This is a genomic window from Neorhizobium sp. 2083, assembly GCF_031455615.1.
Lineage (GTDB): Bacteria > Pseudomonadota > Alphaproteobacteria > Rhizobiales > Rhizobiaceae > Neorhizobium.
In genome coordinates this window covers 745,491-769,177 of record NZ_JAVDTC010000002.1, presented here as the reverse complement: position 1 = coordinate 769,177, position 23,687 = coordinate 745,491, and the positions used below count along the sequence as shown (strand labels likewise).

Sequence of the window (23,687 nt, the reverse complement as noted above, 5' to 3'; positions counted from 1 at the left end):
CCATGAGCGCCACACCCAGAGGCCGCAAACCGCCGCGCGTCGGCGACGGGCCGCTCTTCCGCCGTCTGCTGATCGGCATCGTGCTGATCGTCGGCGCGTTCCTGATCCTTGCGCCGCTTCTGATCATCGGCGTGGAAGCCTTTTCCAAAGGCTGGCAGGTCTATCGGGACACCATCGCGCATCCCGATACGCTGCATGCGATCGGGCTTACCGTTTTGACGGCGCTGGTCGCGGTGCCTGTCAACACCGCTTTCGGGGTGGCGGCCGCGTGGTCGATCACCAAGTTCGATTTCCGGGGCAAGCGTTTCCTGCTGGTCGTGATCGAGATCCCGTTCTCGGTGTCGCCGATCGTCGCCGGCGTCGCCTATCTGTTCGTCTACGGCCTGCAGGGCATTTTTGGCCCGACGCTCGATGATTACGGCGTCAAGATCCTGTTCGCGATACCCGGCATCATCCTCGCCTCGATGTTCGTGACCGCCCCCTTCGTCGCCCGCGAGCTGATCCCGCTGATGCAGGCGCAGGGGCGCGATCTCGAAGAGGCGGCAACCTCGCTTGGCGCTTCCGGCTGGCGCACCTTCTTCTCGGTGACGCTGCCGAACATCAAATGGGCGCTGCTTTACGGCGTCGTGCTGTGCAACGCCCGCGTCATGGGCGAGTTCGGCGCGGTCTCGGTCGTTTCGGGCAATATCCGCGGCCAGACCAATACGCTGCCGCTGCATATCGAACTGCTCTACCACGACTACCAGGCGGCCGGCGCCTTTGCCGCCTCCTCCATCCTGGCGCTCATCGCCGTCTTCACCATCATCGCCAAGGTGGCGCTGGAACGGCAAGGCGCCGGCCGGGTCCGTCGCCCCGCCACCCGGCCTGCTCTCGTTGCCAGTCCCGCGGAGAAAACCTCATGAAAATCCGCCTCGACCACGTGGTCAAAACCTTCGAGACTTTTCGCGCCGTGCGGGATGTCTCACTGGAGATCGAAAGCGGCGAGCTCGTCGCGCTGCTCGGCCCTTCCGGTTCGGGCAAGACGACCATCCTGCGCATGGTCGCAGGCCTCGAATATGCCGATGGCGGCCACATCTATTTCGGCGACCAGGACGCGACCGACATTCCCGTGCGCGACCGCGGCGTCGGCTTCGTTTTCCAGCACTACGCGCTTTTCCCGCATATGACGGTGGCGGAAAACATCGCCTTCGGCATGAAGGTTTCCCGGGTAAAGCGCGAGAAGGCAGCGATCGAAGCCCGCGTCGCCGAGTTGCTACGGCTCGTGCGCCTCGAAGGTCTCGGCGACCGGTTCCCGGCGCAGATCTCCGGTGGCCAGCGGCAGCGGGTGGCGCTCGCCCGGGCGCTGTCGGTCGATCCCAAGGTTCTGCTGCTCGACGAGCCGTTCGGCGCGCTCGACGCCAATGTGCGCCACGACCTGCGCCGCTGGCTGCGTGAGATCCACCGCGAGCTCGGCATCACCACGATCTTCGTGACCCACGACCAGGAAGAGGCGCTGGATCTTGCCGACCGCGTCGTCATCCTGAAGGACGGCCATATCATCCAGCAGGGCACGGCGGAGGAAGTCTGCCGCAACCCGCAATCGGCGTTCGTGATGAAATTCCTCGGCGACGCCAATGTGCTTGCCGCCGAAGTGCGCGACGGCCGGGCCTATGCCAGCGGCGCGGCGATCGATGTCTCCGGCATGGCGGACGGCAAGGCCGAACTTTACGCGCGTCCGGCCGATCTCGACTGGTCCGCCCAGGGACCGGGCATTCCGGCCAGCATCACCCGCGTCCTCGACCGCCCGGACGGACGGCGGGTGCTGGCGACCGCCGAGACGGGTGAGCAGCTGGAATTCGACGTCGAGCCGGAACGCGCGCTGCAGGCCGGCGACGGTGGGTTCGTGACATTGCGGCGCGCGAAGGTGTTTGCGCTGGGGTGAGCGGGTTTCGGGGGCGGGAGATGCCCCTCATCCGCCTGCCGGCACCTTCTCCCCGCCTGCGGGGAGAAGGACACGTGCCGCGCCGTCTCCGTTCCCCCCCTCGCCCCGCGAGCGGGGAGAGGGTGCGCCGAGCGAAGCGGAGGCGGGGTGAAGGGCCGCTCGGTCGATTCGGTTGAAGATTCTACGCCAGAAGCTCGAACACGCCCTCGGCCAGCACCTCGCCATTGACGATCAGCTCGACCGCATGCCGTCCGGCATAATGAACGCGGGTGGTGAAGTCGCGAATGGCGCGGCTGATCGCGAGTTCCAAGGTCCGGCCCGGATCAAGGGTGACCTCCTTCCACTTGAAGACCTTCTTCGAGGTTCCGCCCGCCTTCTTCACGTAGTGGACCGCATAGTCGATGACGAGCTTCTGCGGCGACGATGCGGTCGAGACGAGCCTTGCCGATATCTTCACCGCCCCGCCGAGTTTCAGGGATGACGGTGTCACGGAAAAACTCTCGACCGTCACCTCCGCCTTATGCCCGGCGCCGAAGAAGTGCAGCGCCCGGGTGTCGCCCTTCTTGATCAGCGTGCGCAGCGCCTGTTTCATGATCCAGGCCGTGCACGGGTCGTCCTTCGGCCAGTCGGCGATCCGGTGGAAGACCCAGGCCGGGTGATCCTTGGTGATGTCGTTCAGATGGTTGGCGACGGACTTGCGGACATAAAGGCTCGGATCGCTCCGCAGGTTTTCGAGGATCGGGGCGACGGGCGACGGGTCGGCAATCAGCTCTTTCAACTGGAAGGACCAGGGCAGGCGTGGCCGGCAGCCTTCGCTCGACAACCGGCGCACATGCTCGTTGTCGTCCCGCGACCAGCGTTCCATCACCTTCAGCGTCCGGGCGAGGTCCTTCGCCAGGAAATGCCGGACGGCGAATTCGGACGAGCCGAAGCGGGTAAAGAAGGCGAGCGCATCCATCGACAGGTCGAAATGGTCCTGGCCGTAGAGCGCCACATATTCCGGCAGGACCATCGAGGCGAAGCCGTGGTTGACGCGCGGCGCGAGCGCCCGGAGGATTTCGAGATTGGTCGCAAAACCGCCGGGCAGAATGTCGTGGTAGACGACCGCGATCTGCCGCAGCCGCTGCATGATGCTGAGATCGTCGAGGCCGATGGAGGCGAGCGTCAGGAAACGTGCGCCGTCGAAACCCGGATGCACGGCGACCGTCTCGCGGGCGAAATGCTCCAGGCGCTCGCGGTTGAAGATTTCCTTCAGGAGCGGTGCTGCTTCGGTCTCAGTCTCGGCCATGGCGCTTCATCCGGTGTTCACTGTTTGTTTTCGTATTCGACTCGGACGCAAGCGGCAAGCGCAAAAGAAAACGCCGGCCGATGCGTCAGCACCGACCGGCGTTGAGAACTTAGGTCGAAAAACCGTCGGATCAGCTCATCTGGCTGACGAAACGGGTTTCGAGATAGGCTTCGGTGGCTTCCGAGCCGCCTTCCGTGCCGTAGCCCGAGTCCTTGATGCCGCCGAACGGCACTTCCGGAAGCGCAAGGCCGTTGTGGTTGATGGTCAGCATGCCGGCTTCCACCTGGCGGCTCAGCGCATGGGCGGTCCTGACCGAGCCGGTAAAGGCATAGGAGGCGAGGCCGAAGGGCAGGCGGTTGGCTTCCGCGATCGCATCGTCGTAATGCGAGAAGCGGTTGATGATCGCCACCGGGCCGAAGGGTTCGTCGTTCATGATATTGGCCGAGGTCGGGACTTCGGCGAGAACGGTCGGCTCGAAGAAGTGGCCCTTGTTGCCGATGCGGTGGCCACCGGTCTTCAGTTCGCCGCCATGGCTGATGGCGTCCTGGATCAGCGCTTCCATGGCCGGGATGCGGCGCTCGTTGGCGAGCGGGCCCATGCCGACACCCTCTTCCAGGCCGTTGCCGACCTTGATCGCCTGCGCCGCCTTGACGAAGCCGGCGGTGAACTTGTCGGCGATGCCGTCCTGCACGAGGAAGCGGGTCGGCGCGACGCAGACCTGGCCGGCATTGCGGAACTTCGACATGGCGGTCACTTCGATCGCCTTTTCGAGATCGGCATCGTCGAAGATCATCACCGGCGCATGGCCGCCGAGTTCCATCGTGGCGCGCTTCATGTGCTTGCCGGCCAGCGCCGCCAGATGCTTGCCGACCGGGGTCGAGCCGGTGAACGAGATCTTGCGGATGACCGGATGCGCGATCAGGTATTCGGAAATCTCGGCCGGAATGCCGTAGACGAGGTTGACGACACCCGCGGGCACGCCGGCATCGACGAAGGCGCGGATCAGTTCGGCAGGCGATGCCGGGGTTTCCTCAGGCGCCTTGACGATGATCGAGCAACCGGTGGCAACGGCTGCGGAGAGCTTGCGGACCACCTGGTTGAGCGGGAAATTCCAGGGCGTGAAGGCTGCGACCGGGCCGACCGGCACCTTGATCGCAAGCTGCGAGACGCCCGTGAAACGGGCCGGGATGACCTGACCGTAGGTGCGGCGGGCTTCTTCGGCGAACCAGTCGATGGTGTCGGCGGCGCCCATCACCTCCATTTTCGACTGGGCGAGCGGCTTGCCCTGTTCGCGGGTCATGTAATAGGCGACCTGGTCGACGCGCTGACGCAGCAGGTCGGCAGCCTTGCGCATCACCTTGGAACGGTCGAAAGGCGAGGTGTCGCGCCAGATCCTGAAGCCCTTGTCCGCTGCTTCCAACGCCAGATCCAGATCCGCCTTGCGGGCATGGGCTATTCTGCCGATCACTTCTTCGGTCGCGGGATCGGAAACCTCGAGGGTTTCGCCGCCGATGGCATCGCGCCATTCGCCGTTGATGAAAAGCTTGACGTTCGGATAGCTGTGCATGGTGTCCACTTTCGGTTTGAAACATTGCGGGCGGGACGGGCTGAAGACGCGGGAGGCCTTCCGGAGCCGCCGGCGGATGCGCGGGGGGAATCCGGTGCCTGAGTTAAGATATCTGCGCCCGGTAATCAACGGTGTGCGCGGCTTTAAAGCGAATTTTTTGCGTTAAAGCCGCGGCTGGATGAGGGGCAGAATTCGCCGATGGCGAACGGATGTCGGAGGCGATGGAGGATTTTCAGTTTTTTTCGAATGGATGTCGGATCGCCGAAAGTACCTGCGTCTTTAAGGCATGGTCGTGACCAACGGCCGAGTAGCCAGATTTCAAAAGGGAGAAATGAAATGGCAAAGAACACGATCTGCCTGTGGTTCGACAAGGACGCAGAAGAGGCTGCCCGCTTTTACGCCAAGACCTTTCCGGATAGCGCGGTCGGCGCGATCACCCACGCGCCCGGCGATTATCCGGACGGCAAACAGGGAGACGTGCTTGTGGTGGAGTTCACCGTTGCAGGCGTCGCCTGCATTGGCCTGAACGGCGGCCCCATCTTCAAGCACAACGAAGCCTTTTCCTTCCAGATTTCGACCGAGAACCAGGAGGAAACCGACCGCTACTGGAACGCCATCGTCGGTAATGGCGGTCAGGAAAGCGAATGCGGCTGGTGCAAGGACAAGTGGGGCATTTCCTGGCAGATCACGCCACGCGTCCTCCTGGAGGCCATGGCAGCCGGTGGCGCCGAGGCAAAGCGCGCATTCGACGCGATGATGAAAATGCAGAAAATCGACGTTGCGGCGATCGAGGCTGCCCGGCGGGGTTAAGGAGGCATCCCCCAACGATGGTCCATTGCCGGCTGGCCATGCCAGCCGGTGGAAGGCGGCCTGGATCGATCAGGCCAAGAGATCAAGAAGCCGCGCTTCGACGTGCTGAAAGAAGCCGTCGATGCTTTGAAACGGAAGGAGAAAATCGATGGGTACGAATGTGAGTGACGGCCATACCGCGGTCGAGCGGAGGTCCGAACGCGAACTCGTGGTGACGCGCAGTTTCAACGGCCCGGTCCGCCTCGTATTCGACGCGTGGACCAAGCCCGAATTGTTCAAGCAGTGGTGGGCGCCGAAATCCAGCGGCGTCCCGCTTCTTTCCTGCGAGATGGATGTCCGCACCGGAGGCGGCTACAGCGTCACGTTCGGACATGATGCCGATAGCTCGATGACCTTCTTCGGCAAATATCTCGAAGTGTCGCCGCCCTCGCGCCTCGTCTGGACCAATGACGAAAGCGAAAACGGCTCCGTGACCACGGTCACCTTCGAAGAACGGTATGGCAAGACGCTGCTGGTGCTGAGCGAACTCTATCCTTCCAAAGAAGCCTGCGACGAGTCCTGTGCCGGCATGGAAGGGGCGATGCCCGAACAGTTCAGGCAGCTTGATGAACTTCTCGCCACCCTTCGCGCGAGCGCCTAAACAGACGATCGCTGCTTGGCCGAAAATGCGGGCATAAGAAGGCCCGGCGCGCTGGAAAGCGGCCGGGCCGGTTTGTCAAAGCGGTATAGTTTCCGCTCAGAAGAACGCCTGAATGCCCGTCTGGGCGCGGCCCAAAATCAGGGCGTGGACGTCGTGCGTGCCCTCGTAGGTGTTGACCGTTTCGAGGTTCTGCGAATGGCGCATCACGTGGTATTCGATCTGGATGCCGTTGCCGCCATGCATGTCGCGAGCCTGGCGGGCAATGTCGAGCGCCTTGCCGCAATTGTTGCGCTTGACGATCGAGATCATTTCCGGGGCCATCTTGTGCTGGTCCATCAGCTGGCCGACGCGCAGCGAAGCCTGCAGGCCAAGCGTGATTTCGGTCTGCATGTCGGCGAGCTTCTTCTGGTAGAGCTGCATGCCGGCGAGCGGCTTGCCGAACTGCTTTCTGTCGAGGCCGTATTGGCGGGCGCGGAACCAGCAGTCTTCGGCAGCGCCCATGACACCCCAGGAAATGCCGTAGCGGGCGCGGTTGAGGCAGCCGAAGGGACCCTTGAGGCCCGAAACGTTCGGCAGGATCGCATCCTCGCCGACTTCGACGCTGTCGAGCACGATCTCGCCGGTGATCGAGGCGCGCAGCGACAGCTTGCCGCCGATCTTCGGAGCGGAGAGGCCCTTCATGCCCTTTTCGAGCACAAAACCGCGGATCTCGTTGTTATGGGCTTCCGACTTCGCCCAGACGACGAAGACGTCGGCGATCGGCGCGTTGGAAATCCACATTTTCGAGCCGCGCAGGCGATAGCCGCCCTCGATCTTTTCGGCGCGGGTCTTCATGCCGCCCGGGTCGGAGCCGGCATCCGGCTCGGTCAGGCCGAAACAGCCGATCAGTTCGCCGGAGACGAGGCCGGGGAGGTATTTCTTCTTCTGTTCGTCGGAGCCATAGGCATAGATCGGGTAGATGACCAGCGACGACTGCACGCTCATCATCGAGCGGTAGCCGCTGTCGATGCGTTCGATCTCGCGGGCGACGAGGCCGTAGGCGACGTAGGAGGCGTTAGCGGCGCCGTATTCCTCCGGCAGGGTGACGCCGAGCAGGCCGGTCTGGCCCATCAGCCTGAACAGGCCCTTGTCGGTGGTTTCATCGAGATAGGCTTCGTTGACGCGCGGCGCGAGTTCGGACTTGGCGAAGGCGGCCGCCGCATCGCGGATCATCCGCTCCTCTTCGGTCAGCTGTTCTTCGAGAAGAAAAGGGTCGTTCCAGGAAAAAGCCACGGGTCTCGCCTCCGGTTTCGATTTTGGCAATTTGAAGTTTGAAGAATTATCGCCAGCCGGTGCCGGAGAGCAAGCACCGTTTACTCATCCTGCCATGATCTATAGTAATAGGGCATGGTCAGCCTCTCGCGAAAACTGCTTCCCTCCACCTCGGCGCTCGCCGCCTTCGATTCCGTCGCGCGGCTCGGCAGCTTTTCGGGGGCTGCGGAAGAGCTGTCGCTGACGCAAGGTGCGATCAGCCGGCAGGTTTCGGGGCTGGAAGAGCAGCTTGGCATCCAGCTGTTCGACCGCACCAGCCGCGGCGTGGCGCTGACGGCCGCCGGCGCTGATTATGCCAAGGCGGTCGCCAACGCACTGTCGCAGATCCGCTCGGCCTCGCTGGCCGTCATGACCAAACGGCATAGCGACCAGTTGAACCTTGCCATCCTGCCGACGTTCGGCACCCGCTGGCTGATGCCGCGCATCCCGCAATTCGTCGCCCGGCACCCGGAGATCACCCTCAATTTCGCCACCCGGATCGGCATTTTCGATTTCGACCGCGACGGCATCGACATGGCGATCCATATTGGGCCCATGGGTGAAAAGGGGCCGGACTGGCCAGGGGCGGAGTGCACCTTCCTGATGGAGGAAATGGTGGCGCCGGTCTCATCGCCGGCGTTCCTTGCCGCGCATCCGATCAAAAAGGGCGAGGACCTCATGCGCCTGCCGCTGCTGCACATGGCCTCGCGGCCGGGCGCCTGGAACCACTGGTTCGAAAGCCTCGGCGTTACCGGCACGCCGGCGCAGGGCATGCGGTTCGAGCAGTTCGGCAATGTCGCGCAGGCCTGTATCGCCGGGCTCGGCGTCGCGCTGATGCCGCTTTTCCTGATCGACTCGGAGCTGGCGAGCGGCCAGCTCGTCGAGGCCTTTCCGCATCAGGTAACGAGCCCCAGCGCCTATTATGCGGTGGCGCCGATGAGCAAGACGGGTTTCCGGCCGGTGGTGGCTTTCCGGGCGTGGCTGCTGGAGGAGGTGGGAAGGTATCGGGAGAATGTGGATGTGGTGGGGTGGTAGGCGCTGAGGTGGTCTTAACCCTCCCACAAGGGCAGAGGCTTAACCGGTTGAACCAAAAGGGCTGAGAGGGCAAAACGGTGCGGCATGTCGATCTCCCCCCTTGAGGGGGAGATGCCCGGCAGGGCAGAGGGGGGTATCGCGGCATACTCCCTCTTCTATTGAGTTCGCGGCTGCACCCCCCTCTGTCACTTTCGTGACATCTCCCCCTCAAGGGGGGAGATTAGAGGGAGTCCGTTGGGCCCTCGCGGCTAAAGCGTCGGCCTCCTACCCAGCCAGTCCGTCGCCTCCTCATAAGCCAGCGCGATCTCCAGCACCGCCTTGTCGGCGCGCGGGCGGCCGATGATCTGGATGCCGGCGGGCAGGCCGTTGTCGCCGAAACCGGCGGGCATGGCGGCGACCGGCAGGCCGGCCATCGAGGCGGGGATGACGACTTCCATCCAGCGGTGATAGGTGTCCATGGTCCGCCCCGCGATCTCCTTCGGCCAGTGGGTTTCCGCATCGAAGGGGAAGACCTGGGCGGCGGGCAGGATCAGGTAGTCGTAACTGTCGAACACCGTCAGCAGATATTGATACCAGGCGCTGCGGCGCTTGGAGGCGAAATGGATTTCGCGGGCGCTCATGTCGAGCCCGCGTTCGATTTCCCAGATGATCTCCGGCTTCATCCTGGCGCGCTTGGCGGGATCGTCGTAATTGTCGCGCATGCCGCTGGCGGTCAGCCAACTTCTCAGTGTCGTCCAGGAGCGCCAGACGTCGGCCATGTCGAAATCCGGCACGAGATTTTCGACGGTGCAGCCGATCTTTTCGAAGACCGGCAGCGTCGCCCGGCAGAGGTCGAGCACGCCGGGTTCGAAGGGCAGGTAACCGCATAGATCGCCGAGCCAGGCGATGCGGGCGCCGGAAAAATCGCGGCCTTCCCGCGGCGTCAGGTCCTCGGTCGGCAGGGACAGCGGATCGCGCGGATCGTAGCCGGCCTGGGTCGAAAGCAGGGCGGCGACATCGCGCACGGTGCGGCCCATCGGCCCGAGCACGGAAAGCTGGCCGAGGAAGCTTTCGGGCTTCAGGGAGGAGGGGACGCGGCCGAAGCTTGGGCGGAAACCGACGACATTGTTGAAGGCGGCGGGGTTGCGTAGCGAGCCCATCTGGTCGCCGCCATCGGCGACCGGCAGGAGATGCGCCGAAAGGGCCGCCGCCGCGCCGCCGCTCGATCCGCCGACGGTTTTGGTCAGGTCGTAAGGATTTCTCGTGACACCGTGCACCGGGTTGTAGCTCTGCGAGCCGAGCCCCTGTTCCGGCGTATTGGTCTTGCCGATGATGATCGCGCCGGACGCGCGGATGCGCTCGACCATTACCTCGTCCTTGTCGGGCACGAAGTCGGCAAAGATCGGCGAGCCGTAGGTGCAGCGGATGCCCTTCACCTCGCAGAGATCCTTGATGGCGATCGGCATTCCATGCATCCAGCCGCGCGATTTTCCGGAAACAAGCTCGGCATCGCATTCGGCCGTCTCGGCCAGAAGCGCGTCCCGGCCGCGCAGGCTGACGATCGCGTTGATTGCCGGATTGAGCCTGTCGATCCGGTCGAGATAGGCGGTCATTACCCGAACGCAGGAGGTCCGACCGTCGTGGATCGCTTCCGAAAGGGCTGTCGCCGAAAGTCCGGTGATCTCGTCGTCCCGCATCGCTCTTCCCTCGTGAATACCTTGAGGATTTCCACTGGTCGAAGCCAAAGAGTCAAGGCAGGATGTGGGGATATTGGTCGGCCGGTAGTTACAAACGACTCGACAAAGCCTTTTCATCAAAGTATGCGTGCTTAAACGTTTAATCAGAGACTATCATGGCTTCACCCCGTCCCGGCTCCAACATGAGCGCAATCGCCGCCGCGCTTGGCGTGTCGGCTGCGACCGTGTCGAATGCGCTTTCGGGCAAGGGGCGGGTCTCTCCGGAGCTCATCGAGAAGGTGCGCGCCAAGGCAATCGAACTCGGTTACGTGCCGAGCCTCACCGCGCGGGCGCTGCGCACCGGCCGTACCGGCGTGCTCGGCCTCGTGCTACCCGACATTGCCAATCCGCTCTTTCCGCAGATCGCCCAGGCGATCGAGAACGCCGCCTCGAATGCCGGCTACGGCGTTTTGATCGCCGACTCCCGCGGCGACATCGCCACCCAGACGGAAGCGATCGGCCGGCTTCTGGAACGCGGCGTCGATGGCATGGTCATCGTTCCCCGGCGCGGCACGCGGATCGCCGATATCGGCTGCCCGGTCGCCGTCATCGACACGCCCTCCACCCCCGGCAACACGGTTTCTGCCGACCACTGGGAAGGCGGTGCGCAGATGGGCCGGCATCTTGCCGAGCTGGGCCACGCCAAGGTCCTGCTGATCGGCACCAGCATATCCTCGAACGTGCAGAACGACCGGATCGGCGGGCTGAAGGCCGGTCTCGGCCCGGACGCCGAATGCGAGACGATGTGGATCGAAAGGGTCGAGGCTGTCTCCGGCGAAGGCTGCCCGCTCGGTCTCGCAGACAAGGCGGCGGCGGGGTTCACGGCTTTTGCGGCGGTCTCCGACCTTTCGGCGCTTCGGGCGCTGACCGAGCTGCAGCGCGCCGGCATCGGCGTGCCGGAAATGGTCAGCGTCACCGGTTTCGACGACCTCATCTGGTCGCCGGTGGTGACCCCAGCACTCACCACCGTGCGGATGGATATGGCTGCCATCGCCGATCTCGCGATCGCGGCGCTCATGCGGGCCATCGAATCCGAGGGCGAGCCGGGGGGCGATGAGAACGAGGTTGTTGCCGGCAGGGTGACCTCCGAGACCGACCGGGTCCCGATGCAGCTCGTCGTACGCCAGTCGACGGGCACTGCCAATTTACATGCCAGTTCAGACGCCAGAACCCCAAACAAGCCGACAGCAGGAGAACTCAAATCATGAACAAGGTCATTCTCGCATCCGGCGCCGCCCTGATGCTTACCATCGGCGCCGCACAAACCCCGGCGCTCGCCCAGCAGAAGACGCTGACGATTTCCGTCTATGCGCTCGCCCAGGACGAATACAAGCAGATCGTCTACGAACCCTTCGAGAAGATCTGCGGCTGCAAGCTGGTCGTCGAGACCGGCAACAGCGTCGAACGCATTGCCAAGATGGAAGCCAACAAGGCCAACCCGGTCGTCGACATGGCCGTCGTGTCGATGGCGGATGCGCTCGCCGCCTCCCGCGCCGGCCTGATCGACAAGATCGACACGTCGAAGCTCGCCAATTTCGGCAAGCTCTATGACGTCGCCAAGGACCCGAACAAGGACGGCATGAGCGTCGGTTATACGTTCTACGCCACCTCGATCGCCTATCGTTCCGACAAGATGAAGATCGAAAGCTGGGCGGATCTCCTGAAGCCGGAATATGCAAGCCATGTCGCATGGCCTAATGTCACCACCAACCAGGGCCCGCCGGCGCTCTACATGCTGGGCCAGGCTCTCGGCAAGGACACGCCGGACCTCAAGGCTCCGATCGAAGCCGTCGGCGCCAAGAAGGGCGAGCTCGTCACCTTCTATGAAAAATCCTCGCAGCTCGTGCAGCTGATGCAGCAGGAGGAAATCTGGGCAGCGCCGATCGGCCGCTTCACCTGGGCTCCGTTCACCAAGCTCGGCTTCCCGATCGCCTGGGCCATGCCGAAGGAAGGCCAGACGGGCGGCATGAACGTCATGATCCTCACCAAGGGCGCCAAGAACCAGGAGCTCGCCCTGCAGTTCATGGATTACTGGTTGTCCACCGATGTTCAGACCAAGCTCGCCGAAAAGCTGATCGACAGCCCGGCCAACAAGGACGTCAAGCTTTCCGACGCGATCGCCAACAACCTCACCTATGGCGAGGAAACGGCAAAGAGCCTGAAGCTGATCCCGTCCGCCGTCGCCCTCGACAACCGTGCCGGCTGGCTCAAGACCTGGAACGAGAAGGTGGGGCAGTAAGCCTTTCCATCTGCGGCGTGCCCCTCATCCGGCTGCCGCCACCTTCTCCCCGCTCGCGGGGAGAAGGGATATGCCGCCCCGTTTCGGCCCATTCCTTCGCCGGAGGGAAGACGGGCTCGAAGAGTCCGCCGCTCGTGTCCTTCTCCCCGTCCCGACGGGGAGAAGGTGCCCGGCAGGGCGGATGAGGGGCACGCACTAGATCAAGATCAAAGCCGTCCGGACCGGACGGCGCAGGAGAAAGACGACCAATGTTCCAGAACAGGACTGAAGCGCTGGCGCTTGCGCTGCCGGCCGCGATCTTCGCGGCGGCGGTGTTTCTCGTGCCCGTGGTGATCCTGCTGTCGGATGGATTTCGCGCGCCCGCCGGCGGCTGGACGATTTCCGCCTATACGGATTTCTTCTCCAATCCGCTGAACCAGGCCGTCTTTCTGCGCACGCTCAGGCTCGGCGCTCTCGTCACCATCGCCTCGGCGGTGATCGGTTATGCAGCGGCGTTCGCGATCGTCAGCCTGGAGCCCGGCGCCAAGGGCAAGGTCACCGGCCTCGTCGTGCTGCCGCTGATGATCTCGCCGGTCGCCCGCACCTATGCCTGGATCGTCATCCTCGGCCGGACCGGCATCGTCAACCAGGCTTTCCAGGCGCTCGGCATCACCGAAGCGCCGCTGCGCATCCTGTTTTCGGAGACGGCGATCTTCATCGGCCTGTTGCAGCTCTTCCTGCCGCTGATGATCATCTCGCTGATCTCGGCGCTCGAGAACATGCCGAAGGACGCGATACCGGCGGCCCGGGTGCTCGGCGCCAACTGGTTCCAGGTGTTCTGGAAGGTGGTGCTGCCGCTGACCAAGGAGGGCCTCGTGATCGGCGGCACGCTGGTCTTCACCGGCTCGCTGACCGCCTATATCACGCCTGCCATCCTCGGCGGCTCCAAGGTGCTGATGCTGGAAACGCTGCTTTACCAGCAGGTTTCGGTTTCCAACAATTTCGTCGCCGCAAGCGTCATCGCCTTCATCCTGATCGTCATGAGCTTTGCCGCCAACATTCTCCTGAAGCGCGTCGCCACGGCGCGCAACAAGCAGAGGAGCCCGCAATGACGGCGCGCAGCCTCTTCATCCCGATCACGCTCTTGCTGGTGATCGCCTTCCTGATCGGGCCATTCCTGATCATCGTCGCGGCCTCGTTTTCGGCCGGCGAGACGCTCGCCTTCCCGCCGCAGGGCTTTTCGCTGCGCTGGATCGCCAAGGTGTTCACGGTCGAGAGTTTCCGCGCCTCGTTCGGCATGTCGCTGTTCCTGGCGATCGGCGGCACGGCGGCGGCACTGGTTCTGGGCATCCCGGCCTCCTATGCGCTGTCGCGCTACAAGCTGCCGGGTGCGGAAATCGTGCGCACCGTCGTTTCCGCGCCGATCATCGTGCCGGGCATCATCGTCGGGCTGGCGCTGCTGCGCTATATCGTCGTGCCCTTCCAGGTCGGCATCACGCCGGCGCTGTTCCTCGCCCATACGGCGCTGGTTCTGCCCTATGCGGTGCGGGTCGTGTCGGCCAGCCTCGACAACCTGCGCTCCGATATCGAGGAAGCGGCGGTGCTGCTCGGCTCGTCGCGGCTGGGCGCCTTCTTCCGGGTGGTGATGCCGAATATCCGCGGCGGCATCATGTCGGCCTTCATCCTCGGCTTCGTCACCAGTTTCAACCAGGTGCCGGTCTCGCTGTTCCTGTCGGGGCCGGGCGTGCGCACCCTGCCGGTCGACATGATCGCCTATATGGAAATCGTCTTCGATCCGTCCGTCGCGGCGCTTTCCTCGCTGCTCGCCTTCCTTTCCATCGGCATCGTCTTCATTGCCGAACGTTTCCTGGGGTTCTCCCGCTATGTCTGATGCGTCCTATCTCTCTCTCGAAAAGCTGACGCTCGCCTATGGCGATTCCGTCGCTGTCGCGAACCTCGATCTCAACATCGGCAAGGGCGAGCTGATCGCGCTGCTCGGCCCCTCCGGCTGCGGCAAGACGACGACGATGCGGGCGATCGCCGGCCTGCTGGCGGTGAAAAGCGGCCACGTGCGCCTGGATGGCGCCGATATCACCCGCGTGCCCGCCAACAAACGCGCCGTCGGTCTGATGTTCCAGTCCTATGCGCTCTTCCCGCATCTGTCCGTCTACGAGAACGTCGCCTTCGGGCTGAAACTCAAGGGCATGCGCGGGCCTGAGCTCGATGCCAAGGTCCAGTCCGGCCTCAAGTCTGTCGGCCTTTCGACCTTCGCCAACCGCAAGCCGGCCGAGCTTTCCGGCGGCCAGCAGCAGCGCGTGGCGCTTGCCCGGTCGATGGTGATGGAGCCGAAGGTTCTGCTGCTCGACGAGCCGCTCTCCAATCTCGACGCCCGACTGCGTCTGGACATGCGCACCGAGTTGCAGCGCGTCCAGAAGGAGACCGGCGTGACGATGATCTTCGTCACCCACGACCAGGCCGAAGCTTTGGCGCTCGCCGACCGCATTGTGGTCATGAAGAGCGGTAAGATAGAGCAGATCGGTTCGCCGGAAGACATCTACAACCGCCCGACATCGTCCTTCGTTGCGGACTTTGTCGGGTTCGAAAACATTTTCCCGCTCGAAAACGGAAAGATGAAGACCAGCGCAGGTCTGGTCGATCTCTCGGGCAAGACCCCTTCAGCGGCGGGTCTTGCCTGGCGGCCGCGTATGGTGACCCTGGGGACAGGTCCTTTCCAGGGCACCGTGCGCGGTACATCCTTTGCCGGCGACAGCAGGGAGTATCTGCTGGATAGCCCGCTCGGCCCGATCAAGGCCGAGGTGGAGGCGAGCCAGCCGGCGCATGCGCTGGGCGCCGGGCTGTCCTTCGATCTGCCGGCCGAAAAGGCCGCGCCGCTGTCGCGGTTCGTGTAAGGAGCGGCTGACATGGGCATCTGGATCGACACCGACATGGGCTTCGACGACGTCGCCGCGATCATGGTCGCGGCGCATGCCGGGCTCGGCATTGACGGCGTTTCGCTGGTCTTCGGCAATGCGCCGCTGGAACATGTCCGGCGCAACGCGGCCGGCGCCGCATCGGCCTTCGTCTGGCCGTTTCCGGTGCATGCCGGTCGCGCCGCACCGGTGCTGGCGAGGCTGGAGACCGCAACCGGCATTCTCGGCGAGAGCGGCATCCCGACTGCGGGCCAGGCCCTGCCGGAAGCCCCCGACACGTTCCATACCGACGCATTCGAAGCGCTCTGCGCCTGGCTCGAAAAGGGCAGGGAGGATGGCGAAGAAGAAGAGGGCGAGCGCCGCATCATGGCGCTTGGTCCGCTCACCAATATCGCGGCGGTGGCGCTGGCCCGGCCGGATCTCGCGGCAAGGATCACCGACCTCACCTGGATGGGCGGCGGCGTCACCACCGGCAATCACACGGCATCCGCCGAGTTCAACGCCTTTGCCGATCCGGAAGCGCTGGCGATCGTGCTCGCCCACAAGATCCCGTTGCGGATGATCGATCTCGATCTCTGTCGCAAGGTGCTCTGCGGACCGCAAGACGTTGCGCCGATCCGGGCTGCCGGCGGGCGCAATGCGGAACTGGTCGCCGATCTGCTCGCCGGTTTCGTGGCGATCGCCACCAGCCGCGGCCGTCCGGCCATGGCGCTCTACGATGCGGTGGCGGCCGTCGCCTTCGCCTTTCCCGAACACGTTACCTGGCGCGAGGCACGGCTCGACATCGAACTTTCCGGCACGCTGACGCGGGGCCGCACCGTGATCGAGACACGCGCCGGGCGGGGCGAATTCAATGCGGCCTACGGCGTCGAGATTGACGTCGAGAAGGCGAAGGCGATCATTCTCGAGACATTGCATGCGGAGGCGAGCTGGTGAAGAACATCATCTCAAGCGTACAGGAATTCACCGAACCGGGCTTGCGTGATCGCGCCGTCACCGCGGCACGCGGCGATGCGCCGTTCGACATCCTGATATCGGGCGGCACGCTGGTCGATATGGTGACGGGCGAGCTGCGCCCCGCCGATATCGGCCTTGTCGGGCCGGTGATCGCCAGCGTCCACGAGGCGGGCACGCGCTCGGATGCCATGGAGATCGTCGATGCGACGGGCATGTTCATCTCGCCCGGCCTGATCGACACGCATATGCATATCGAAAGTTCGATGGTGACGCCGGCGACCTATGCCGGCGCCGTGCTGCCGCGCGGGGTGACGACCATCGTCTGGGATCCGCATGAATTCGGAAACGTGCATGGGACCGAAGGTGTCGCCTGGGCGCTGGAGGCGGTGAAGCCGCTGCCGTTGCGCGCCGTCGTTCTGGCGCCGTCCTGCGTGCCGTCCGCGCCCGGCCTGGAAATGGCCGGCGCCGATTTCGACGCCGCCACCATCGAGGAAATGTTGTTCTGGCCGAAGATCGGCGGGCTTGCCGAAGTCATGAACATGCGCGGCGTCATCGACCGCGACCCGCGCATGAGCGCCATCGTGCAGGCGGCGCTGGTGTCCGAAAAGCTCGTCTGCGGCCATGCCCGCAGCCTGGCCGGCCCGGATCTGGCGGCCTTCATGGCGTCGGGCATCACCTCCGACCACGAGCTGGTCTCCGGCGCCGACCTGATGGCGAAGCTGCGCGCCGGCCTGACCATCGAGATGCGCGGTTCCCACGATCACCTTCTGCCGGAATTCGTCGAGGCGCTCAATACGCTCGGCCACCTGCCGCAGACGGTGACGCTCTGTACCGACGACGTGTTTCCTGACGATCTGGTTCAGGGCGGTGGCCTCGACGACGTGGTGCGCCGGCTGGTGCGCTACGGGATGAAACCGGAATGGGCGCTGCAGGCGGCGACGCTCAATGCGTCGGTTCGCATCGGTCGTCCCGACCTCGGCCTGATCGCCGCCGGCCGCCGGGCCGATATCGTCCTCTTCGACGACCTCAAGGATTTTCGCGCCCGGCACGTCTTCGCCAGCGGCATGCGGATCGCGCGGGACGGGGTCATGACGGTCGGGCTTCATGCGACCGATCCCTCTCTCCTGCAGGGCTCGGTGAAGCTCCAGCCGCTCCGGGCGGAGGATTTCAAGCTGCCTGCCGAGGGCCGCAAAGTCAGGCTTGCGACGATCGATCGTCCGCGCTTCACGAACTGGGGGCAGACGGATGCGGATGTCGTCGATGGTTACGTGGTACCCCCGGAGGGCGCGACGCTGATCGCCGTGACCCACCGCCACGGCCGTGCCGACAGCCGCACCCGTCTTGGGTTCCTGACCGGCTGGGGCGTCTGGAAGGGCGCATTCGCCACCACGCTCGCCCATGACAGCCACAACCTCACCGTCTTCGGATCCGATCCGGCCGACATGGCCGCGGCCGCCAACGCGGTGATCGAAGCCGGCGGCGGAATGGCGGTCGCAACCGGCGGCAAGGTGGAAGTACTGTTGCCGCTGCCGCTCTCCGGCCTCGTCTCCGAAGCGCCGATGGCGGAGGTTGCCGAAGGTTTTCGAAACATCCGTGCCGTCATGGACCGTCTCGTCGACTGGCAGCCGCCCTATCTCGTGTTCAAGGCCTGTTTCGGCGCGACGCTTGCCTGCAATCCCGGCCCGCACCAGACCGATCGCGGCATTGCCGATGTCGCCACCGGCACGCTATTGGAATCGCCGATCCTCGAAATTCTCGAATAGGAAAAGCGAATGCAGCCGCATGATTTCTGGCAGGACGTCCATCCGGCGGGTTCGTTCGATCGGGCAGGGCCGTTTTCCGGCTTCTTCCCGGCGACGCTCGAGGACGGCCGACAGATCCGGCTGCCGATCCGGCCGCTTGCCGACGGAGAGCATGCGCTCGCCTCGCTGATCATCAACCAGGCGAGTTTCGACGTTCAGGACGCGCTTGCCGCCGATCTCGCGCCGAAGCTCGCGGCGTTTCGCCCGGAAGTGATCGTCGGCCTGCCGACGCTCGGCCTGACGCTTGCCGCTGCCGTCGCCCGGGCCCTGGGTTATGCGCGCTATGTACCGCTCGGGACCTCGCGAAAATTCTGGTACGACGAGAGCCTCTCCGTGCCGCTCTCCTCGATTACGACACCGGAACAGCAGAAGCGCCTCTATGTCGATCCGCGCATGCTGCCGCTGATAAAGGGCAAGCGCGTCGCGCTGGTCGACGACGTGATCTCCAGCGGCACCTCGATCGTCTCCGGCCTGACCCTGATGGCCTCGCTCGGCATCGAACCGGTCGTCATCGGCGCCGCCATGCTGCAATCGGAGCGCTGGCACGACAAGCTCGATGCCTTCGGCGCAGAGTGGCGACCGCGCGTCGCCGGTGTTTTCAGAACCCCGATGCTGAAAAAGGCGGGTGAGGGGAGCTGGGCGGCCTGACGCGTTTTCCGGCTTGCGAAAGAGGAGGGGCTGGCTAGGATCGGCGCATTGCTCACCTTGGAACTTTCACAAGAAAATCGGGAATAGACTTCATGGAACTGGTGTTCGACGGCCATAACGACGTGCTCCTGCGGCTCTGGCGGAACATGAAGGCCGGCGGCGATCCGATTGCCGAATTTGTCAACGGCACCCCGAGCGGCCATATCGACGGGCCGCGGGCCAAGGCCGGGGGCCTGGCCGGCGGTCTCTGCGCCATCTATATCCCGTCGGGCGAGCTGGTGCTGAAAGAGCCGGATCAGAACGGCCATTACGTCACGCCGCTCTCCACCCCGCTCGATTATCTTCCCTCGCTGACGATCGCGCTCGAAAAGGCATCGATCGCGCTGCGCCTCGACCGCGCCGGCGCCTGGCGGCTGTGCCGTTCGACCGCCGAGATCCGCAAGGCTATGGAAGAGGGCATTTTCGCAGCCGTCATGCATATGGAAGGCTGCGAGGCGATCGATCCGGACCTCGACAATCTCGAAGTCTTCCATGCCGCCGGCCTGGGGTCGCTTGGCCCCGTCTGGAGCCGCCACAACATCTTCGGCCATGGCGTGCCGTTTGCCTTTCCGATGTCGCCCGACACCGGCCCCGGCCTCACCGACCACGGCTTCGAACTGGTCAGGGCCTGCAATACGCTCGGCATCCTGATCGATCTCGCCCATATCACCGAGAAGGGGTTCTGGGATGTCGCCAAGACCTCCGACCAGCCGCTGATCGCCAGCCATTCGAACGCGCATGCGCTGACGCCGGTCGCCCGCAACCTCACCGACCGGCAGCTCGATGCGGTCAAGGAAAGCGGCGGTCTCGTCGGCCTCAACTATGCCGTGACGATGCTGCGCCCCGACGGCCGCGACAATGTCGCGACGCCGATCTCCGACATGGTGCGCCATGTCGACCATATGGTGAAGCGCATGGGCATCGATCACGTGGCGCTCGGATCGGACTTCGACGGCGCGTCGATTCCGCAGGAAATACATGACGCTGCGGGCAATCAAAATCTGGTTGCGGCGCTCAAGGGAGCGGGCTACGCTGACGCAGAGCTAAAAAAGCTGTGCCGGGAAAACTGGCTGAGAGTTTTGGGGAAGGCCTGGCACGAATAGGGCCGTTTTCCCCAGAGGTCCAACAAATAAAACCAGGGGAATATAGAACCATGATCCATTCGCTCAACAAGAGCCTTCGAGTACTGTCCACCAGCGCGGCACTCGGGCTGCTGCTGTCTGCGGCACCCCAGGCCTTTGCCGCGACGCCGGCCGATACGCTCGTGGAAGGCTTTGCGATCGACGACATCATCACGATCGATCCGGGCGAAGCGTTCGAATTGTCCACCGCCGAGATCACGGCCAATTGCTACAGCAAGCTCGTCATGCTGGATCCGGCCGATACATCCAAGGTGATCGGCGACCTGGCCGAGAGCTGGACGACGTCCGCCGACGGCCTCACCTACACGTTCAAGCTGAAATCCGGCCTGAAATTCGCATCGGGCAATCCGATCACTGCCGCCGATGTTGCCTATTCCTTCGAACGCGCGGTCAAGCTCGACAAGTCGCCGGCCTTCCTGCTCACCCAGTTCGGCCTGACGGGCGACAATGTCGCAGACAAGGCCAAGGCCGCCGACGACGCGACCTTCGTATTCACTGTCGACAAGCCCTATGCTCCGACCTTCGTGCTGAACGTGCTGACCGCCACGGTCGCTTCCGTCGTCGACAAGAAGGTCGTGATGGAACATGCAAAGAAGGTGACGCCGAATGCCGACTACAAATACGACACGGACTTCGGCAATGAATGGATGAAGACCGGCTATGCCGGCTCCGGCCCGTACAAAACGATGGCCTGGCGCGCAAACGAAGCCGTCATCATGGAAGCCAACCCCAACTATTACGGCGAAAAGCCGAAGCTGAAGCGGGTCATTTACCGTCACATGAAGGAAAGCTCGGGCCAGCGCCTGGCCCTTGAAAACGGCGATATCGACGTTGCCCGCAACCTGGAGCCGGGCGATCTCGATGCGGTTCAGAAGAAGAACGGCATCCAGCTCACGTCCGCGCCCAAGGGCACGGTCTATTACTTCAGCCTCAACCAGAAGAACAAGAACCTGGCCAAGCCGGAAGTGGCCGAAGCCTTTAAGTATCTCGTCGATTACGAGGCGATCGGCGCGACGCTGATCAAGGGCATCGGCGAGATCCACCAGACTTTCCTTCCCAAGGGCCAGCTCGGCGCGCTCAACGACAATCCCTACAAGCTGGACGTGGCGAAGGCCAAGGAGCTGCTGGCAAAGGCAGGTCTTAAGGACGGTTTCACGGTGACCATGGACGTGCGGAATAATCAGCCGGTGACCGGCATTGCCGAAAGCGTGCAGCAGACGCTGGCGCAAGCCGGCATCAAGCTTGAGATCATCCCAGGCGACGGCAAGCAGACGCTGACCAAGTTCCGTGCCCGCACCCATGACATCTACATCGGCCAGTGGGGCTCGGATTATTTCGATCCGAACTCCAACGCCGAGACCTTCACGATCAACCCCAACAATTCGGACGAAGGCAAGACCAAGACGCTCGCCTGGCGCAATGCCTGGGACGTTCCAAAGGATCTCTCGGACGCGGCCAAGGGTGCGCTGCTCGAAAAGGATGCGGGCAAGCGCGCCGCCATCTATGAAGACCTGCAGCGGAAGGTTCTGGCGCAAAGCCCGTTCGTGCTCATCTTCCAGCAGACTGAAGTTGCCGGCTATTCGGCCAAGCTCAAGAACTTCAAGCTTGGCCCGAGCTTCGATACGAACTTCGTTTATACGGTGTCGAAGGAATAGCCTGAAAGGCCGCTTCCTTGACCTTGATCGATACGACATCCGCGACACGGCGCAGACGGCGCCGTGCATCGTCTACAACAATGGTATTGCTGCGGTTCATCGTGACCGCGGCCACCACATTTCTCGGCCTCCTGGCCGTCACCTTCTTTATCGGCCGCGTCGTGCCGATCGATCCGGCACTCGCTATCGTCGGCGACCGGGCGCCGGCGCATGTGGTGGAGAGGGTGCGGGAAGAGCTCGGCCTCAACCTGCCGCTCTACCAGCAGTTCTGGGTCTATCTCAAACAGGCCGTGACGGGCGATTTCGGTACCTCGGTGCTGACGACCAATCCTGTGATGGCCGATATCGCGCGGGTGTTTCCGGCAACGGTCGAGCTTGCCACGATCGGCACGATCATCGGGGCGCTCATCGGCGTGCCGCTCGGGGTGCTGGCGGCGGTCAAGCGGGGAAGCATCGCCGACCAGATCGTTCGCGTGATCGGCCTGATCGGCTATTCCGTGCCGATCTTCTGGCTGGGCCTGCTGTCGCTGGTACTCTTTTATGCGCGCCTCAACTGGGTTGCCTATCCGGGCCGCATCGACATCGTCTACGAATACACGTTCACGCCGATAACCGGCTTCTACCTTCTGGATGCCATCTGGCAGGGTCAATGGGACGTAGCCTGGGATCTGTTCCGTCACATCATCCTGCCGGGCTCGCTGCTCGGTTATTTCTCGCTCGCCTATATCAGCCGCATGACCCGTTCCTTCATGCTGAACGAACTGGCGCAGGAATATGTGGTGGCGGCGCGGGCAAAGGGATTATCGGAGACGCGGATCATCTGGTTCCACGCATTGCGCAATGCTGCGGTGCCGCTGGTGACGGTCATCGCGCTGTCCTATGCGGGTCTGCTCGAGGGCTCGGTGCTGACGGAAACGATCTTTTCCTGGCCGGGGCTCGGCCTCTACATCACCAACTCGCTGCAGAATGCCGATATGAATGCGGTGCTCGGCGGTACGATTGCCATCGGCGTCGTTTTCGTCAGCATCAATCTCTTCTCCGACCTTCTGTATCGGACGCTTGACCCCAGGACGCGAAACCGATGAGCCGGCCCTCAATCACCCTGGGCGAGACCCCGAAGCCCTATAGCCGCGAATGGCTGCTTTCCGACCGGCCGGCCTCCCGCCACCAGGCGCGCTTAGGTCGCGCCTATGTGATCTGGCGGCGGTTCGCCGAAAACCGGCTGGCGCTCGTCGGGCTCGCCATCCTCGTCCTCCTGCTGTTCGTCGCGGCCTTCGCCGACCTGCTGGCACCCTACAATCCTGTGCAGGGGGATTTGCGCAATGCCCGGCTTTTGCCGCCCGGCACCGCCGGTTACCTGCTCGGCACCGACGACCAGGGCCGCGACATTCTCTCGCGCCTGATCTACGGCTCGCGGCTGACGCTGCTGGTCGTCGTGCTGGTGGCGATCATCGCCGCGCCAATCGGCCTGATCGTCGGCACGGTCTCCGGTTACGCCGGCGGCTGGGTCGATGCGGTGCTGATGCGGATCACCGACATTTTCCTCGCCTTCCCGAAGCTCGTCCTGGCTCTGGCGCTGGTGGCGGCGCTCGGCCCCGGCATCGAGAACGCCATTCTGGCGATCGCCGTCACCTCCTGGCCGCCCTATGCGCGTATCGCCCGCGCCGAGACGCTGACCTTCCGCAATTCGGAATTCATCGCGGCGGTGAAGCTGATGGGTGCCTCGCCCTTCCGCATCGTGCTGCGCCACGTCATGCCGCTCTGCGTCTCGTCGCTGATTGTGCGTGTCACGCTCGACATGGCGGGCATCATCCTGACGGCGGCCGGCCTCGGTTTCCTCGGCCTCGGTGCCCAGCCGCCGCTTCCCGAATGGGGCGCGATGATCGCATCCGGCCGCCGCTTCATTCTCGACCAGTGGTGGGTCGCCGCCATGCCGGGTGTCGCGATCCTGATCGTCAGCCTCGGCTTCAACCTGCTCGGCGACGGCCTGCGCGATGCGCTCGACCCGAAGGAGGCCGGCCAATGACAAT

Annotated in this window: 21 protein-coding genes; 17 read left to right on the top strand and 4 right to left on the bottom strand. The window is 63.9% G+C overall.

Annotation, left to right across the window (positions count from 1 at the left end; all coding sequences use genetic code 11):
* The first annotated feature begins 2 nt into the window (after positions 1–2).
* Together cysW and J2X76_RS11960 are read left to right on the top strand one after the other, a co-directional pair.
* Positions 3–902, top strand: coding sequence for a sulfate ABC transporter permease subunit CysW (gene cysW / locus J2X76_RS11965; RefSeq protein WP_310216194.1), 900 nt, complete (start codon positions 3–5; stop codon positions 900–902).
* Entirely contained in the window at positions 899–1,921 is a 1,023-nt protein-coding gene (locus J2X76_RS11960) for a sulfate/molybdate ABC transporter ATP-binding protein (RefSeq protein ID WP_113130355.1), read from the top strand. The genes cysW and J2X76_RS11960 overlap by 4 nt, the downstream gene beginning before the upstream one ends.
* A gap of 181 nt (positions 1,922–2,102) precedes the next feature.
* Here the strand turns inward: J2X76_RS11960 and J2X76_RS11955 are convergent, their stop codons facing one another.
* Both J2X76_RS11955 and J2X76_RS11950 read right to left on the bottom strand, forming a co-directional pair.
* Positions 2,103–3,209: a DNA alkylation repair protein gene (locus tag J2X76_RS11955; protein ID WP_310216191.1), complete on the bottom strand. Its 1,107-nt coding sequence runs from the start codon at positions 3,207–3,209 to the stop codon at positions 2,103–2,105.
* A 130-nt stretch (positions 3,210–3,339) separates the two neighbouring features.
* Positions 3,340–4,776 (bottom strand): NAD-dependent succinate-semialdehyde dehydrogenase, encoded by a 1,437-nt coding sequence (locus J2X76_RS11950; RefSeq protein WP_113130353.1) that lies wholly within the window; start codon positions 4,774–4,776, stop codon positions 3,340–3,342.
* A 336-nt stretch (positions 4,777–5,112) separates the two neighbouring features.
* Here J2X76_RS11950 and J2X76_RS11945 point away from each other — a divergent pair, with 336 nt between their 5' ends.
* Positions 5,113–5,586, top strand: coding sequence for a VOC family protein (locus tag J2X76_RS11945; RefSeq protein ID WP_113130352.1), 474 nt, complete (start codon positions 5,113–5,115; stop codon positions 5,584–5,586).
* Between the two features lie 148 nt (positions 5,587–5,734).
* Positions 5,735–6,226 (top strand): SRPBCC family protein, encoded by a 492-nt coding sequence (locus J2X76_RS11940; RefSeq protein WP_310216187.1) that lies wholly within the window; start codon positions 5,735–5,737, stop codon positions 6,224–6,226.
* Positions 6,227–6,322: 96 nt separating this feature from the next.
* Here the strand turns inward: J2X76_RS11940 and J2X76_RS11935 are convergent, their stop codons facing one another.
* The gene (locus J2X76_RS11935; protein ID WP_310216186.1) at positions 6,323–7,498 is read right to left on the bottom strand and encodes an acyl-CoA dehydrogenase; all 1,176 of its coding nucleotides are present in this window, start codon (positions 7,496–7,498) and stop codon (positions 6,323–6,325) included.
* A gap of 114 nt (positions 7,499–7,612) precedes the next feature.
* Here J2X76_RS11935 and J2X76_RS11930 point away from each other — a divergent pair, with 114 nt between their 5' ends.
* Positions 7,613–8,551 (top strand): LysR family transcriptional regulator, encoded by a 939-nt coding sequence (locus tag J2X76_RS11930; RefSeq protein ID WP_310216183.1) that lies wholly within the window; start codon positions 7,613–7,615, stop codon positions 8,549–8,551.
* 248 nt (positions 8,552–8,799) lie between these two features.
* Here the strand turns inward: J2X76_RS11930 and J2X76_RS11925 are convergent, their stop codons facing one another.
* Entirely contained in the window at positions 8,800–10,227 is a 1,428-nt protein-coding gene (locus J2X76_RS11925) for an amidase (RefSeq protein ID WP_310216181.1), read from the bottom strand.
* Positions 10,228–10,382: 155 nt separating this feature from the next.
* Between J2X76_RS11925 and J2X76_RS11920 the strand changes: the two genes are divergently transcribed.
* From J2X76_RS11920 to J2X76_RS11865, 12 genes are all read left to right on the top strand, one after another.
* Positions 10,383–11,474, top strand: coding sequence for a LacI family DNA-binding transcriptional regulator (locus tag J2X76_RS11920; protein ID WP_310216179.1), 1,092 nt, complete (start codon positions 10,383–10,385; stop codon positions 11,472–11,474).
* Positions 11,471–12,505, top strand: a complete 1,035-nt coding sequence (locus J2X76_RS11915; RefSeq protein WP_310216176.1) for an extracellular solute-binding protein — start codon at positions 11,471–11,473, stop codon at positions 12,503–12,505. Before J2X76_RS11920 ends, J2X76_RS11915 begins: the two co-directional genes overlap by 4 nt.
* 248 nt (positions 12,506–12,753) lie before the next feature.
* Positions 12,754–13,596 (top strand): ABC transporter permease, encoded by an 843-nt coding sequence (locus tag J2X76_RS11910; RefSeq protein WP_113130342.1) that lies wholly within the window; start codon positions 12,754–12,756, stop codon positions 13,594–13,596.
* On the top strand, positions 13,593–14,375 hold the full coding sequence (locus tag J2X76_RS11905) for an ABC transporter permease (RefSeq protein ID WP_310216174.1): 783 nt from the start codon (positions 13,593–13,595) through the stop codon (positions 14,373–14,375). The genes J2X76_RS11910 and J2X76_RS11905 overlap by 4 nt, the downstream gene beginning before the upstream one ends.
* Entirely contained in the window at positions 14,368–15,393 is a 1,026-nt protein-coding gene (locus tag J2X76_RS11900) for an ABC transporter ATP-binding protein (protein ID WP_310216171.1), read from the top strand. The genes J2X76_RS11905 and J2X76_RS11900 overlap by 8 nt, the downstream gene beginning before the upstream one ends.
* A 12-nt stretch (positions 15,394–15,405) precedes the next feature.
* The gene (locus tag J2X76_RS11895; RefSeq protein WP_310216169.1) at positions 15,406–16,350 is read left to right on the top strand and encodes a nucleoside hydrolase; all 945 of its coding nucleotides are present in this window, start codon (positions 15,406–15,408) and stop codon (positions 16,348–16,350) included.
* Complete coding sequence (locus tag J2X76_RS11890) at positions 16,347–18,134, top strand: adenine deaminase (RefSeq protein WP_310216166.1); 1,788 nt, start codon at positions 16,347–16,349, stop codon at positions 18,132–18,134. The genes J2X76_RS11895 and J2X76_RS11890 overlap by 4 nt, the downstream gene beginning before the upstream one ends.
* A gap of 9 nt (positions 18,135–18,143) precedes the next feature.
* On the top strand, positions 18,144–18,821 hold the full coding sequence (locus J2X76_RS11885; RefSeq protein WP_310216164.1) for a phosphoribosyltransferase: 678 nt from the start codon (positions 18,144–18,146) through the stop codon (positions 18,819–18,821).
* 92 nt (positions 18,822–18,913) lie between these two features.
* Positions 18,914–19,963 (top strand): dipeptidase, encoded by a 1,050-nt coding sequence (locus J2X76_RS11880; protein ID WP_310216161.1) that lies wholly within the window; start codon positions 18,914–18,916, stop codon positions 19,961–19,963.
* Between the two features lie 50 nt (positions 19,964–20,013).
* Positions 20,014–21,657 carry an ABC transporter substrate-binding protein gene (locus J2X76_RS11875; protein WP_113130335.1) on the top strand — a complete coding sequence of 548 codons (1,644 nt, stop codon included), beginning with the start codon at positions 20,014–20,016 and terminating at the stop codon, positions 21,655–21,657.
* Positions 21,658–21,737: 80 nt separating this feature from the next.
* The gene (locus J2X76_RS11870) at positions 21,738–22,742 is read left to right on the top strand and encodes an ABC transporter permease (protein ID WP_405030016.1); all 1,005 of its coding nucleotides are present in this window, start codon (positions 21,738–21,740) and stop codon (positions 22,740–22,742) included.
* The gene (locus tag J2X76_RS11865) at positions 22,739–23,683 is read left to right on the top strand and encodes an ABC transporter permease (protein ID WP_310216155.1); all 945 of its coding nucleotides are present in this window, start codon (positions 22,739–22,741) and stop codon (positions 23,681–23,683) included. Before J2X76_RS11870 ends, J2X76_RS11865 begins: the two co-directional genes overlap by 4 nt.
* Positions 23,684–23,687 lie beyond the last annotated feature (4 nt).

Coding starts and splice junctions, on each gene's coding strand:
- J2X76_RS11905 (WP_310216174.1), top strand. CDS start 13,593: ATGACGGCGCGCAGCCTCTTCATCCCGATCACGCTCTTGCTGGTGATC.
- J2X76_RS11910 (WP_113130342.1), top strand. CDS start 12,754: ATGTTCCAGAACAGGACTGAAGCGCTGGCGCTTGCGCTGCCGGCCGCG.
- J2X76_RS11950 (WP_113130353.1), bottom strand. CDS start 4,776: ATGCACAGCTATCCGAACGTCAAGCTTTTCATCAACGGCGAATGGCGC.
- J2X76_RS11920 (WP_310216179.1), top strand. CDS start 10,383: ATGGCTTCACCCCGTCCCGGCTCCAACATGAGCGCAATCGCCGCCGCG.
- J2X76_RS11900 (WP_310216171.1), top strand. CDS start 14,368: ATGTCTGATGCGTCCTATCTCTCTCTCGAAAAGCTGACGCTCGCCTAT.
- J2X76_RS11945 (WP_113130352.1), top strand. CDS start 5,113: ATGGCAAAGAACACGATCTGCCTGTGGTTCGACAAGGACGCAGAAGAG.
- J2X76_RS11930 (WP_310216183.1), top strand. CDS start 7,613: ATGGTCAGCCTCTCGCGAAAACTGCTTCCCTCCACCTCGGCGCTCGCC.
- J2X76_RS11885 (WP_310216164.1), top strand. CDS start 18,144: ATGCAGCCGCATGATTTCTGGCAGGACGTCCATCCGGCGGGTTCGTTC.
- J2X76_RS11895 (WP_310216169.1), top strand. CDS start 15,406: ATGGGCATCTGGATCGACACCGACATGGGCTTCGACGACGTCGCCGCG.
- J2X76_RS11925 (WP_310216181.1), bottom strand. CDS start 10,227: ATGCGGGACGACGAGATCACCGGACTTTCGGCGACAGCCCTTTCGGAA.
- J2X76_RS11875 (WP_113130335.1), top strand. CDS start 20,014: ATGATCCATTCGCTCAACAAGAGCCTTCGAGTACTGTCCACCAGCGCG.
- J2X76_RS11940 (WP_310216187.1), top strand. CDS start 5,735: ATGGGTACGAATGTGAGTGACGGCCATACCGCGGTCGAGCGGAGGTCC.
- J2X76_RS11960 (WP_113130355.1), top strand. CDS start 899: ATGAAAATCCGCCTCGACCACGTGGTCAAAACCTTCGAGACTTTTCGC.
- cysW (WP_310216194.1), top strand. CDS start 3: ATGAGCGCCACACCCAGAGGCCGCAAACCGCCGCGCGTCGGCGACGGG.
- J2X76_RS11880 (WP_310216161.1), top strand. CDS start 18,914: ATGGAACTGGTGTTCGACGGCCATAACGACGTGCTCCTGCGGCTCTGG.
- J2X76_RS11870 (WP_405030016.1), top strand. CDS start 21,738: ATGGTATTGCTGCGGTTCATCGTGACCGCGGCCACCACATTTCTCGGC.
- J2X76_RS11865 (WP_310216155.1), top strand. CDS start 22,739: ATGAGCCGGCCCTCAATCACCCTGGGCGAGACCCCGAAGCCCTATAGC.
- J2X76_RS11915 (WP_310216176.1), top strand. CDS start 11,471: ATGAACAAGGTCATTCTCGCATCCGGCGCCGCCCTGATGCTTACCATC.
- J2X76_RS11955 (WP_310216191.1), bottom strand. CDS start 3,209: ATGGCCGAGACTGAGACCGAAGCAGCACCGCTCCTGAAGGAAATCTTC.